The sequence below is a fragment of the Micromonospora sp. CPCC 206060 genome (assembly GCF_036906895.1).
Taxonomy (GTDB): domain Bacteria; phylum Actinomycetota; class Actinomycetes; order Mycobacteriales; family Micromonosporaceae; genus Micromonospora.
Genome location: NZ_JBAKHU010000001.1, coordinates 108,591 through 122,083, shown reverse-complemented (window position 1 = coordinate 122,083; position 13,493 = coordinate 108,591). Strand labels below are relative to the sequence as shown.

Sequence of the window (13,493 nt, the reverse complement as noted above, 5' to 3'; positions counted from 1 at the left end):
AAACGGGCAGGACTGCACTTCTCTAACAGCCTAAGTGAGTCGACGTAGTCCGATCGGTCAGTTGCTCATGGGCGTTTGGACGTAACTTGGGCCGACGGGGCGCCCTCGGCCCTGGCGAGCAGGTCGCGGAAGCGGGCCGCACCGTCGGCCGGGGAGGACCATCCGGACGACATCTCCACCAGCCGGGTCTCCGGACGCTCCAGCCAGGACAGGACGCGTTCGGACTCCTCGGCGGTGGCGGCCGGCACCGGACCGTGGCCGGGGGAGACGGTCTCCGCGGTGGCCCGGATCAGCTCCAGCGTCCGTCGTGGGTGGACACCGGGTGGGGACACCCCCGCGCCGGCCAGCCGGCCGTGCCGGACCAGCGCCAGCTCCCAGCCACCGGCGGCGGCCGGCCGGGCGGCGGCCAGCTCGGCGATGCCGGTCAACCCGGCCAGCCGCTGCATCCGTACGGTGGCCCGGAGCACCGCGGCCAACCGGGACCGGACCACGGCGGCCTCCTCGTAGCGCTGACCGTCCGAGAGGGCCTCGATCCGGGCGAGCAGCGCGTCGACCACCGGCTGCGGGTCGGCGGTCGTGGCGGTGGCGAACGGGCGGGCGGCGCGTACGTCGTACTCCTCCGGGGTGATCCGGTGCTCGCAGGGCGCCGGGCACCGGCCCAGCTCGGCCAGCGCGCAGGCCGGCGTGACCGTGCGGGTGGAGAGCCGGTGGGTGCACTGGCGCAGCGGCACCGCGTCGTGGAACCCGGCGGCGGCCAGCTCGGCGGCGCGGCGGGAGCCGAACGGGCCGAGGTACGCCCGGTCGTCCGGCCCGATCGCGCGGACCACCGACAACCGTGGGTAGGGCTCGTCGGTCAGTTTCAGCCACAGCACCCGCTCCGGGAACTTCGACCGGCGGTTGTACGGCGGGGCGTGCGCAGCGATCAGCCGCAGCTCGCGTACCTCCGCCTCCAGCGCGTGTGCGCACTCGACCGCCTCGACCCGCTCCGCGGCGGCGAGCATCTCGGACATCCGGGCGCGCTTCTCGGCGGCGGTGAAGTAGCTGCGGACCCGGGTGGCGATGTCACCGGAGGTGCCCACGTAGAGCGGCCGGTCGTCGGCGGCCCGGAAGATGTAGACCCCCGGCACCCGGGGCAGCCCCTCGGCCAGGTGCCGCTTGCGCCGCTGGGTCGGGGTGACCGCCCGGGCGAACTCGATGGTGTCGCCGAGGGTGTGCACCCGGTGCCCGCCGAGCCGGGCGATCAGTCCGTGCAGCACGTCCACCGTGGCCCGGGCGTCGGCCAGCGCCCGGTGGGTCGGCTGGCGCGGGGTGCGGAAGTGGGCCGCGAGCGTACCGAGCTTGTGGTTGGGCACCTCGTCGCGGGTCAGCACCCGGCGGGCCAGGGTCACCGTGTCGAGCACCCGGGGGTTGGGCCAGCGGTAGCCGTGCCGGGCGCAGGCCGCCTTGAGGAAGCCGACGTCGTAGGGGGCGTTGTGGGCGACCAGCACCGCGTCGGAGATGAACTCCAGGAAGCTCGGCAGCACCTGCTCGATCGGTGGCGCGGGCAGCAGCATCGCCTGGGTGATCCCGGTCAGCACGGTGATGAACGGCGGGATCGGCTGACCCGGGTTGACCAGGGTGCCCAGTACCCCCAGCTCCTCGCCGCCCCGGACCTTGACCGCGCCGATCTCGGTGATCCCGCCGCCGTCCGGCGGACCGCCGGTGGTCTCCAGGTCCACCACCACGAACGTGGTGGCGTACAGCGGCAGTGCCGGGTCGACCCCGCCGGACCCGGCGGTGCCGAGCCCGGCCAGGGTCTGCTGGACGTATTCCGGTGCGGCCATCGCCGGGCACGCTAGCGTCCCGGTACGACACACCGGCCGCGACCTCGGCTCCGGACCGGAGTGGACCGGCACCGGCGGGCCAGGGCGGCGAGTGGTGCGGCCGGGTCGGGGTCACCCGCCGGCCCCGGTGGATGACCCGCCGTCACGGGGCACGGTATCGTGTCGATGTCCGAACGGGGTCGCGGACCGCGCCAGATCCGGACGACCCGCCCGCTAACCGTAGGAAGACCCCAGCAGGGGCGAGTGGCGACGATCCGCTTACGATGAGAGATCGGCTCACTCACCCGGCGGTGGGCCCGGTACCGGTGGGAGACTTACCACATGCCCCTCACCGAGCCGTTCGACGACCACCTTCCTGAGAAGGAGTCGGTCGACGTCGCGCGGGGCGCCGACCCGGACGGTATGTGGGATGTCGGCGCGGAGGCCGCGCACGGCACCGACGTCGACGGCGGGCGGGACGCCGAGGCGGACGCCGGGCCGGCCACCGAATCGGACGCCGGAGCGGAGGTTGGGCGGGACGCCGAGCCGGAGCCGACGCTCCCCGAACCGGTCCGGCAGCGGATCGTGACCCTCACCGCCGCGGTACTCCCCGGCCTGCCCACCGACGAGCTGCCGGTGCCGCTGCGCCGGGTGGCCAAGTTCGCTCCCAACCGGCGGGCCCGACTGGGCGCCCCGGCGATCGCCACCCAGCTCGCCGGTGACCCGCTGTTCCGGCAGCGGGTCGCCTCGCGGGTCATCGCCGAGGCGGGGGAACTGGGTGCCGCCGTCGTCGAGGGGACGGCGCCGGCCGCCGCCGACCCGGTCGAGGTGGCAGCCCTGGGCTACCTGGCCCGCCCGACCGGCTGGCGCGATCTCGTCGAGGCCAGCGGTGCGGCGGTCCGGGCCGAGGTGGACAGCGCCGTGGTGGCGGAACTGATCCGGGAGGCCGAGCAGCGGGCCACCCGGGCCGAACACGACCGGGCGGTGGCCCGGGTCGAGGCCGACAAGCTCCGCGACGAGCTGGCCCGGGTACGCGAGGAGCTGGGTCAGCTCCGCGAGGAGGCCCGGGTAGTGGCCCGGTCGCTGCGCGAGACCCAGGCCCGGGAACGCCGGGCCACCGAACTGCTGGCCACCGAACGCGGGCGGGCCAACCGGGCCGCCGCCGACCACGACGCGGAACTGCGGCGGGTACGCGCCCGGCTGGCCGAGGCGGAGGCCGTCGCCGGGGTCGCCCGGCAGAACGCCAAGGAGGCCCGCTCGGTCGACGACGCCCGGCTCTGGCTGCTGCTGGAGACCATCGGGCAGGCCGCGGTCGGGCTGCGCCGGGAGCTGGCCCTGGAACCCACCGACCGGCGGCCGGCCGACTTCGTCGCCGAGGCGTTCGCCGAGCAGCCGACCACCACCTCCTCGGCCCGCGCCCGGGACACCGACGACCCGGCCCGCCTGGACGAACTGCTCGCCCTGCCCCGTACCCACCTCGTGGTGGACGGTTACAACGTGACCAAGCGCGGCTTCGGTGAGATGTCGCTGGAGCAGCAGCGCAAGCGGTTGATCAGCGGCCTCGGCGGCATCGCCGCGCAGACCGGGGACGAGGTGACCGTGGTCTTCGACGGCGCGGAACGGATGCACGGGCTGCCACCCGCCCCCCGGGGCGTGCGGGTGCTCTTCTCCCGCAAGGGGGAGACCGCCGACGAGCTGATCCGCCGGTTGGTCCGCGCCGAACCACCCGGGCGGCCGGTGGTGGTGATCTCGTCCGACCGGGAGGTGGCCGACGGGGTGCGCCGGCACGGCGCGTACCCGCTGGGCGCCGACTCGCTGCTGCGCCGGTTGGCCCGGTCCTGACCGGACGACTCCCGCCCTGGTCAGGGGGCCGGTTGCGGCAGAGCCGCCGCCCACCCACGGTCACGCCGGCAGCACCACCGAAGGGCAATAGGATGGGCGCTCACGGTGGTGGGAGGAGCGGCGCGATGGCCGGGAACAGCACGGTGCGCGGGTGACCCCGCGCGGCTGGGCGATGCTGGTGTTCGCCGCGTTGGTCGTCGCGCTGGTGGCCGTCGCCGCGCTGCTGATCCCGTGGGGCCGGCCGCCGGCACCCCGGGCCGACCAGCTCGCCGCCCTGGGCGAGCTGCCACCGGCCGACGTCGACCGGGCCCGGGAGTTCCGCTCCACGCTGCGCCCCGGCACGTACGGCGCACTCGTCGTCGGACTGCTGGTGGCGCTGCTGCTCGGCCTCACCCCGCTGGGCGCCCGCCTGGTCGAGTTCGCCGGCCGGCCGTTCGGTGACCACTGGATCGCCCGCGCCGTCCTCGGCGGTATGGCGGTGGTACTCCTGGCCGACCTGCTCACCCTGCCGTTCGCGGCCTGGCGGCACGCCGTGCTGACCCGGTACGGGCTGGCCACCTCCGGTTGGGGTGGCTGGACGGTGGACCTGCTCAAGTCGTACGCGGTCAGCGCGGTGATCGGTGCGGCCGCCCTGCTCGGGTTCTACACCGTGATCCGGCTGGCCCCGCGCTGGTGGTGGGCCTGGGGCGCGGCGGGCGCCGCCGCCCTGGTGGTCCTGCTGTCGTTCGTCCTGCCGGTGCTGGTGGAGCCGGTGTTCAACCGGTTCACCCCGATGCCACCGGGGCCGCTGCGTACCGAACTGCTGGCGCTCGCCGAGGCCGACGACGTACCGGTGCGGGACGTGCTGGTCGCCGACGCCTCCCGACGGACCCGGGCGGTCAACGCCTACGTCTCCGGCTTCGGCCCGACCCGGCGGATCGTCGTCTACGACACCCTGCTGGCCGAGGCGACCCCGGCCGAGGTCACCAGCGTGGTCGCGCACGAACTGGGGCACGCCAAGCGGCAGGACGTGGTGGCCGGCACGCTGACCGGCGCCCTCGGTGCCGCGCTCGCCGTGGTCGCGCTCTACCTGCTCGGCTCGTGGGGTGGCCTGCTCCGGCTGGCCGGGGTCGACTCGGTCGCCGACCCGCGGGCATTCCCGTTGCTGATCGCGATGGTCACGGTCGCCGGGCTGGTCACCGCCCCGGTGCAGGCGCTGATGTCCCGGCAGGTGGAGGCCCGCGCCGACGCGCACGCCCTGGCGCTCACCCGGGACCCGGCCACCTTCGAGGCGATGCAGCGCCGGCTCGCCACGGTCAACCTCAGCGACCCGGACCCACCCCGCTGGGAGTACCTCTACTCCGCCTCCCATCCCTCCACCGTGGAACGGATGGCCGCCGCCCGTGCCTACGCGAGGGGAGCCGGTCGTTGAGCCGGACGCTGCTGATCACCAATGACTTCCCGCCCCGGCCCGGCGGCATCCAGTCGTTCGTCCACAACCTGGCCGTCCGGCAACCCCCGGGCTCCGTGGTGGTCTACGCCTCCAGCTGGCGGGGGGCCGAGAAGTTCGACGCCGACCAGCCGTTCGAGGTGATCCGGGAGCGGACCAAGGTCCTGCTGCCCACCCCGCTGATCGCCCGCCGGGCGGCCCGGCTCGCCCGCCGGTACGACTGCGACACCGTCTGGTTCGGCGCGGCGGCCCCGCTCGGCCTGCTCGCCGCCGGACTGCGGCGCCGGGCCGGGGTGCGTCGGGCGGTGGCCCAGACCCACGGGCACGAGATCGGCTGGGCCGCGCTGCCCGGGGCGCGTGCGGCGCTGCGCCGCATCGGCCGGGGCGTGGACGTCACCACCTACCTCGGGGAGTACACCCGGGTCCGGTTGGACCGGGCGCTGCACGGGGTGACCGAGCTGGAACGGCTGGCACCCGGGGTGGACGTCGACGCGTACCACCCGGGGGTCGACGGTGAGCCGGTCCGGGCCCGACTGGGGCTGACCGACCGGCCGGTGGTGGTCTGTGTCTCCCGGCTGGTGCCGCGCAAGGGACAGGACGCGCTGATCCGGGCGTTCCCGCAGATCCGTCGGCGGGTACCGGATGCCGCGCTGCTCATCGTCGGTGGTGGTCCCTACCGCCCGACGTTGCAGAAACTCGCCCGGCAGGTGGGTGTGGAACGGGACGTGGTCTTCACCGGGTCCGTGCCGGCCGCCGAGCTGCCGGCCCACTACGCGGCCGGCGACGTCTACGCGATGCCATGCCGTACCCGCAACCGTGGCCTGGACGTGGAAGGGCTGGGCATCGTCTACCTGGAGGCGTCCGCGACCGGGCTGCCGGTGGTCGCCGGGGACTCCGGTGGCGCGCCGGACGCGGTCCGCGAGGGGGAGACCGGGTACGTCGTCTCCGGACGGGACCTGACCCAGTTGGCCGACCGGGTGGCCACCCTGCTGGCCGACCGGGACCTGGCCCGGCGGTTCGGGGCGGCCGGCCGGGCCTGGGTGGAACGGGAATGGCGCTGGGAGACCCAGGCCCAGCGGATGGCGGCGTTGCTCGGCAGCGGGTAGCCGGGGACCGGTCCACCGTCGAGGTCACCCTCACCCCGACCACGTCCGGCGCTGGCCCGCCGCTGTCAGCGCAGCCGCTCCAGGATGTGTTCCGCCGGTGCCGGCCGCCCGAAGTGCCAGCCCTGCGCCGCGTCACAGCCGATCGCCCGCAGCCGTTCGGCCTGCGTCGGGGTCTCCACTCCCTCGGCGGTCACGGTCAGGTCGAGGGCGTGCGCCAGGGAGACCAGCGAGGCGAGGATGCGTTCGTCGGTCCGGCTGGCCGGGTCGTCCGCCGGGGCCCGCAGCCCGGTGACGAAGGACCCGGCCAGTTTCAGCTCGTTGACCGGCAGGTCGCGCAGGTACGCCAGGTTGGAGTAGCCGGTGCCGAAGTCGTCGATGGCGATCCGGACGCCGAGGTCGCTGAGTATCCGCAGGGCGCGTACCGGTTCCTCGGCGGTGCTCATCATGGTGCTCTCGGTGATCTCCAGTTGCAGCCGCTGCGGCGGGAGGCCGCTCCGGTCCAGCAGCGCGCTGACCTCGTCGACCAGGCCGGCCGCGTGCACCTGCCGGACGGCCAGGTTGACGCTGATGAACGGCGCCGACGGGGTCACCTCCGACCACCGTCCGGCCTCCCGGCACGCCTCGGCCAGCACCCAGCCGCCCAACTCGACGATCAGCCCGGTCTCCTCGGCCAGCCCGATGAAGCTGTCCGGTCGGAGCACCCCCAGCTGCGGATGGCGCCACCGGACCAGTGCCTCCACCCCGAGCACACCCCCGTCGGCCAGCGAGGTGAGCGGCTGGTAGTCCAGGTAGAACTCGCCCCGCTCCAACGCGGCCGGGATGGCCGCGGAGAGGGCGTACCGGGTCATCTCCCGTTCGTTGCGCTCCGGGTCGAACAGCGCCCACTGCGCCCCACCCGCGCCCTTCGCCCAGTGCAGGGTGATGTCGGCGGCGCGCATCAGGTCGCCGGGGGTGGTCCCGACCACCGGGCGCTCCACGATGCCGATGCTCGCCGAGACGGTCAGCTCGTGCCCGTCGACCAGCGCGGACTCACCGACGGCGGCCAACGCCGCGTCGGCGACCTTGACCACGTCGTCGGTGCACTCCGTGCCCTCCACCAGGATGACGAACTCGTCGCCGCCGAGCCGGGCCACCAGGTGCTCGCCGACGCTGCGCCGCAACCGGTCGGCCACCGAGGCGAGCAGTTGGTCACCGACCTGGTGGCCGAGGGTGTCGTTGACCACCTTGAACCGGTCCAGATCCATGAAGCACAGACCCACCCGGTCCCGCTGCGGGTCCCGGATCGCACCGGTCAGCCGCTCGGTGAACAGGGTCCGGTTCGGCAGGTCGGTGAGCGGGTCGTGGGTGGCCTGGTACCGGAACCGCGCCTCGCTCTCCCGCAGGGCCCGCTCCGCCTCCGCGCGGGCCAGCATCCCGGCCCGCCGGATTGATTCCTGTTCGTCCAGCGTGCGGTCGCGCAGTGCCCGGGCGTACCCGGTTGCCACGCTCGCCAGCAGCCGGGCCATCCGGTCCTGCACGTCGGACTCGACCAGCCCCAGGTCCCGCAGCAGCCGCAGGTGGATCACCTCGATGGTGTGGCCGAGGCCCTCCGCGGAGGCGATGTGTGCGGCCACCAGGTCGGCGCCGACCTGGTACCCGATCCGCAGATCGAACGGCTCGGCCCGTAACGCCCCGGCCAACCGCAGGGTGAGCCGCTGCAGCAGCGCCTCCAACTGGGCCTGTGTCATGGGCAGGTAGCTGGTGCCGGTCACCGCCTTGGCCCAGGCCCGGGCGAAGTCCCCGGCCCGGCCCGGTCCCTCCCCGTCAGCCACCGAGCCGCCCGACGCCGCCGATGAAGGCCGACTGTGCGGCGTGTTCGGCGCTGTCCGGGGAGTCCGGCCGCCACTCGGGTACCCACACCACCCCGGGATCGACCAGTTCGAACCCCTCGAAGAGGGCGGTCAGGGCGGTGCGGCTGCGTACCGTCAGCGGGTTGTCGGTGTTGCGGTACACCCGCTCGGCCTCCCGGGTCTCCTCGTCGGTCTCCCGGCCGTCCGAGCTGGTCTGGGAGAGCACCAGGTAACTGCCCGGCGGCAACGCCCGACGCAGCGTGCCGAGGATCCCGGCGGGGTCGTCGGAGTCCGGTACGAAGTGCAGCACCGCGACGATCATCACCGCGATCGGCTCGGTGAAGTCGAGCAGCCGGCGGACCTCCGGATGGGTCAGGATCGCCGCCGGGCGGCGCAGATCCTCCTGGACGACCGTGGCCGACGGGTTGCCGCGCAGGATCTCCCGGCTGTGCGCGACCGCCACCGAATCGGTGTCCACGTAGACCACCCGCGCGTCCGGTGCGCTGCGGGTGGCGATCTCGTGCACGTTGCCGACCGTCGGGATGCCGGAACCGATGTCCAGGAACTGGCGTACCCCGGAGTCGAGCAGGAACTGCACGGCCCGGCGGAGGAAGGCCCGGTTGGCCTGGGCCATCAACGGCGCTTCGGGCACTGCGGCGATCATCGCCTGGGCGGCGGCCCGGTCGACCGCGAAGTTGTGTGATCCGCCGAGGTAGTAGTCGTACATCCGGGCCACGCTCGGCCGCTCGATGTCGATGCTCTCCGGTGCCCAGTCCGGCCGCTGCACCATGCCAACCCCTCTGTGCCGATGCGATGGATCATCGCCCGCGTGGGCCATCCGGGTATTCTGCCGCTTCCGTCCGGCGCGCTCCAGAGGGCGGTGGGCGTCGGATCCGGACCGCGCCCGCTCTGACCTGCCGGGTCGTCGGGCGGGTGACGACCGCCTGCCGCCACGCCTGTGGGGCGTGGCGGTTGTCACGTCACCGACCCACCGGCGGTCCGGTCATCCGGACCGCCGGGAGGGGGTTGTCTCGGCGCGATGTCGCCGGGAGAGCCGACCCCCTCCCGGCGACCGGTCAGAACTTGGGTGCGTCCGGCGCTTCGAGCAGGCCAAGCCGCAGCGCCGTCATCAGCGCCTGCGCCCGGTTGGCCGCACCCAGCTTCTCGTAGAGCTTGGAGATGTGCGTCTTGGCGGTCGACTCGCTGACGAAGAGCTGCTTGGCGATCCCCGCGACGCTCATGCCGTCGGCCAGCAGCCGGAGCACCTGGCTCTCCCGTGGGGAGAGCTGCGGACCCGAGGGGGCGAGCCGGCGCTTCATCGCCTCGGCCAGGTCGGCCGCGGTGAACGCGCTGGGGGAGGAGGCGGCGTGCCGGGCGGCGGCGACGACCTCGTCGGCCGGCGCGGTCTTCGGCACGAACGCGCTCGCCCCGGCCTCCAACGCGCCGAAGAGCTGGTCGTCCCCGGCGTACATGGTCAGCACCACGATGCCCATGGAGGCGCTGGACTTGCGCAGCGCCCGGGTCGCTTCGAGACCGCTGCCGTCGGGTAGTCGCAGATCCATGATCACCACATCGGGCTGGAGGGCACCGGCCTGGCGCACCCCCTCGGCCGCCGTGGCGGCCTCGCCGACGACCTCGAACTGCCGGTCCCGCTCGAAGGCGTGGCGCAGGCCCTTGCGGATCAGGTCGTGATCGTCGACGAGCAGGACCTTGGTACGGGTGGCCGGCATGGGACTTGTGGTCATCCTCGGGTTACTCCCCTTCTGCTGCGGTGCCGCTATCGCGCACGTTATCGCGCCGGGGCGAGGTGCCGAGTACCACCGCCACGGTCGTGCCGCTTGGTTGACGCGGTCGGATCTCCAGTCGGCCCCGGATACGTTCCGCCCTCTCCGCCATGATCGCAAGACCGTACCGCCCGTCCGGACGCTGGTCAGCGATGCCCTGACCGTCATCCGACACTTCGATCTGGGCGTACGGCGGGTCCACCTCACAGGTGACCCAGAGGTTCGTGGCCCCGGCGTGCTTGCGGGCGTTGGTCACCGCCTCCTGCGCGATGCGCAGCAGCTCCGCCTCGGTTGCGGCGGGCAGCCGGGCGGTGGACTCGTCCAGGGACAGGTGCACCCGCAGCCCGCCGGAGGCACCAACAGTACGCGCGTACTCGGCGATCGCGGCGGCCAGCCCACCATGCCGGTCCACCTCGCTGCGCAGCTCGAACAGGCTCAGCCGCAGCTCGGTGATCACCCGGGTCACCTCGGCGCGCAGCGTCCGCAGCGACTCCTCGGTCTCCTTGGCGTCCTCGTGCACAGTGGCCAGGGCATTGTCGATGCCGTAGCCGACCATGACCAGCTCCTGGGCGACCCCGTCGTGGATCTCCCGGGCCAGCCGCTGCCGTTCCTCGTTGGTGGCCAGCGAGCGCACCTCGTCGAAGAGCAGCGCCGCCTCCAGCCGCAGCGCGGCCGGCCGGGTCAGCGCGGTCACCCGGGACACCACCGGCGCCGGGTAGGCGTTGGCGGAGTCCGCCTCCAGGGTGACCAGACCGACCGTACGGACCCCGGCGACCAGGGGCACGACCAGCGCGGAGACCTCACCACCCCGGTGTGAGCGGGCCTGCGAGCGGTGCGCGGTCTGCGGCTGCTGGCTGGCCCACGCGTCGGCGATCGCCGAGTCCGCGTCCAGGGTGGTCTCCCAGTCGACCCGGTCCACCCCGACCTGCGCCAGCACGACCAGCCGGCCGCCGCCGCTGGCCGAGAGCACCGCGGCCCGGTCGGCGCGGGCCACCGTACGCAGCTCCTCCAGCAGGTGCTCGGAGATGCCACCCGGATCGAGGGTGGCGCCGGGCAGTTGCCGGGCCACGCTGCGCAACTGGGTGAGCAGCCGGGTCGCCTCGGCGTACGGCTGGGGCTTGCCCTCGCTGCGGACCTGCATCATCCGTTGCAGGGTGCCGGTGGCGAACAGCCCGATCGAGGCCAGGATCAGCCACTGGAGGCAGACCGCCAGGTACCCGATCTGGCCGAGCTGGGGCCCACCGTCGGTGGTCTCGGTGAAGGCGCCGGCGCCGAGCAGGGTGGCGGCGGCGACCGCCAGCAGGGCGGCCCCCTCGCGGTGCCGGCGCTGCCACGCGGCCACGGTCAGCGGCACGGCCAGGTACGGCAGGATGGCGGACGCGCCGAGACCGCGCAGGGTGGTCACGGCGGCGACCTGGCTGGCGGCCAGGCAGACGATCACCACCTCGGCGAACCGGCCGATCGGGGCGAGCACCCGGTGGTTGGGGGCCAGCAGCGCCGGCAGGCCGGCCACCGCGAGCAGCGCGATCCACCAGAGCTGGCCGATGTCCCGGGTGGCGATCAGGGTGAGGACGGCGACCAGCGCGAGCATGACCACGCGGGCGGCTGCCGCGAGTGGGTGCGGGCGGGGTCGGGCGGGTGTCGAGGCGGGCACGTGACGGATCGTAGTCAGCTCTGATAGATGTCGGCGATTTCCGCCGCGTAGGTCTTCTGCACCACGTTCCGCTTGACCTTCAACGAGGGGGTCAGTTCGCCGGTGGTCTCGGTGAAGTCCTGCGGCAGGATCCGGAAGACCTTGATCGCCTCGGCCTTGGAGACCGCCTGGTTGGCGTCGTCGATCGCGGTCTGGATCTCGGCCCGTAGCTTCTCGTCGTGGCGCAGGTCGGCCACGCTGGTGCCCTCCGGGTACCCCGCCTCGGCGCGCCACCTGGGCCACGCCTCCTCGTCGATGGTCACCAGGGCGGCGATGAACGGCTGCCGGTCACCGACCACCACGCACTGGCTGACCAACGGGTGGGCCCGGATCCGGTCCTCCAGCACGGCCGGGGCGACGTTCTTGCCGGCGGCCGTCACGATGATCTCCTTCTTGCGGCCGGTGATGCTGAGGAAGCCGTCGGCGTCCAACTGGCCGAGGTCGCCGCTGTGGAACCAGCCGTCGTCGCCGAGCACCTCGGCGGTGGCCTGCGGGTTGCGCCAGTACCCCTGGAAGATCAGCTCACCGGCGATCAGGATCTCGCCGTCGTCGGCGATCCGGATGCTGACCCCGGGCAGGGGCCGGCCGACGGTGCCGATCCGGGTGGCCCCGACCAGGTTGGCGGCGGCGGCCGGCGACGTCTCGGTCAACCCGTACCCCTCCAGGATGGTCACCCCGATGCCCCGGAAGAAGTGCCCGAGGCGGGCGCCGAGCGGGGCGCCGCCCGAGATGACGTCCCGGCAGCGGCCACCGAGCGCGTTGCGCAGCTTGCGGTAGACCAGCCGGTCGAAGATCGCGTGCTGCACCCGCAGCCGCAGGCCGGGGCCGCCCGGGGTGTCCAGCGCCTCGCTCCAGGCCACGGCCACCCGCTCGGCCCGGTCGAAGATGGCGCCCTTCCCCTCGGCCTGCGCCTTCTGCCGGGCGCCGTTGTGGACCTTCTCGAACACCCGGGGTACGGAGAGCACGAACGTGGGACGGAACTGCTGGAGTTCGCCGACCAGGTCCTTGACGTTGGCGCAGTGCGCCATGGTGGCCCGGGCCTGCACCACGCCGACCTGGATCAGCCGGGCGAAGGCGTGCGCCAGCGGCAGGAACAGCAGGGTGGAGGCGCCCGGGTTGAACAGGTTGGGCAGCACCGGTACGGCGTTGGCGATGTCCGCGTACATGTTGCGGTGGGTCAGCACGCAGCCCTTGGGGCGGCCGGTGGTGCCGCTGGTGTAGATGATCGTGGCGATGTCGTCGGCGCGGACCGCCGCCCGCCGCTGCTCGATCTCGGCCGGGTCCACCGAGGCGCCCCCGGCCACCAGTTCGTCCAGGTCACCCAGGTCGATCTGCCACACCCGGGTCAGCTCGGGGAGCTGGTCCCGGAGACCGGCCAGGATCAGCGCGTGCGCATTGGTCTCCACCACGCAGGCCACCGCGCCCGAGTCGGCGAGGATCCAGGCGGTCTGCTCCGCGCTGGAGGTCTCGTAGATGGGTACGGTCACCGCCCCGGCGGCCCAGATCGCGTAGTCCAGCAGCGTCCACTCGTACCGGGTCTTGCTCATCAGCCCGACCCGCATGCCCGGCTCCACACCGGCGGCGACCAGGCCCCGGGCCACCGTCAGCACCTCGTCGCGGAACTGCCGGCAGGTCACGTCCACCCAGGCGGGGCCGGGGGAGCCGGCCGGGGCGGGCCGGACGAACTGCACCGCGTCCGGGGCGACCCGGGCGTTGTCCCACACCGGGTCGGTGAGGTTTGCCGCGTCGCCGACGGTGACGACCGGGGGGACGGAGAACTCGCGCACCTGCACTCCCTCGTGCTCGCAGTGGCCAGGCCGGTCGTCGCATGACGGGTCCAGCTCTGTCGAAACCTACCTGTCGGTGCTGCTGGGTGGCGCAACCAGGCCACCTGTGCGCCCTTGCGGGCTCCGGTCGGGCGGTCCGGAGCGCACCCGGCCGGGCCGGCACCTGACCGAGGTCGTCGCGGACACCGTCCCAAGCGTCCGGGGCCGCGGGTGACGGTGGC

The 13,493-nt window shown here is 73.7% G+C and carries 9 protein-coding genes; 3 read left to right on the top strand and 6 right to left on the bottom strand.

Going from position 1 to position 13,493, the window contains the following annotated elements; all coding sequences use genetic code 11:
* Window positions 1-65: 65 nt before the first annotated feature.
* Entirely contained in the window at window positions 66-1,823 is a 1,758-nt protein-coding gene (locus tag V6U90_RS00545) for a DEDD exonuclease domain-containing protein (protein WP_334430473.1), read from the bottom strand.
* A gap of 321 nt (window positions 1,824-2,144) precedes the next feature.
* On the opposite strand from V6U90_RS00545, the gene V6U90_RS00540 reads away from it, so the two are divergent.
* The 3 genes from V6U90_RS00540 to V6U90_RS00530 all read left to right on the top strand — a co-directional run bounded on the left by V6U90_RS00540 (window position 2,145) and on the right by V6U90_RS00530 (window position 6,179).
* Complete coding sequence (locus V6U90_RS00540; protein ID WP_334430472.1) at window positions 2,145-3,644, top strand: NYN domain-containing protein; 1,500 nt, start codon at window positions 2,145-2,147, stop codon at window positions 3,642-3,644.
* A gap of 151 nt (window positions 3,645-3,795) precedes the next feature.
* Window positions 3,796-5,055 (top strand): M48 family metallopeptidase, encoded by a 1,260-nt coding sequence (locus tag V6U90_RS00535; RefSeq protein ID WP_334430471.1) that lies wholly within the window; start codon window positions 3,796-3,798, stop codon window positions 5,053-5,055.
* Window positions 5,052-6,179, top strand: a complete 1,128-nt coding sequence (locus V6U90_RS00530; protein WP_334430470.1) for a glycosyltransferase family 4 protein — start codon at window positions 5,052-5,054, stop codon at window positions 6,177-6,179. Before V6U90_RS00535 ends, V6U90_RS00530 begins: the two co-directional genes overlap by 4 nt.
* A gap of 65 nt (window positions 6,180-6,244) precedes the next feature.
* On the opposite strand, the gene V6U90_RS00525 is transcribed toward V6U90_RS00530, so the two are convergent.
* From V6U90_RS00525 to V6U90_RS00505, 5 genes are all read right to left on the bottom strand, one after another.
* Window positions 6,245-7,906, bottom strand: coding sequence for a putative bifunctional diguanylate cyclase/phosphodiesterase (locus V6U90_RS00525; protein WP_334430854.1), 1,662 nt, complete (start codon window positions 7,904-7,906; stop codon window positions 6,245-6,247).
* 76 nt (window positions 7,907-7,982) lie between these two features.
* A complete protein-coding gene (locus V6U90_RS00520; protein ID WP_334430853.1) occupies window positions 7,983-8,795 on the bottom strand; it encodes an SAM-dependent methyltransferase in 813 nt (270 codons plus the stop codon).
* A gap of 289 nt (window positions 8,796-9,084) precedes the next feature.
* Window positions 9,085-9,753: a response regulator transcription factor gene (locus V6U90_RS00515; RefSeq protein ID WP_208816554.1), complete on the bottom strand. Its 669-nt coding sequence runs from the start codon at window positions 9,751-9,753 to the stop codon at window positions 9,085-9,087.
* A gap of 7 nt (window positions 9,754-9,760) precedes the next feature.
* Entirely contained in the window at window positions 9,761-11,446 is a 1,686-nt protein-coding gene (locus tag V6U90_RS00510; protein ID WP_334430468.1) for a sensor histidine kinase, read from the bottom strand.
* 14 nt (window positions 11,447-11,460) lie between these two features.
* Window positions 11,461-13,272, bottom strand: coding sequence for an AMP-dependent synthetase/ligase (locus V6U90_RS00505; RefSeq protein ID WP_334430467.1), 1,812 nt, complete (start codon window positions 13,270-13,272; stop codon window positions 11,461-11,463).
* Window positions 13,273-13,493: the final 221 nt, after the last annotated feature.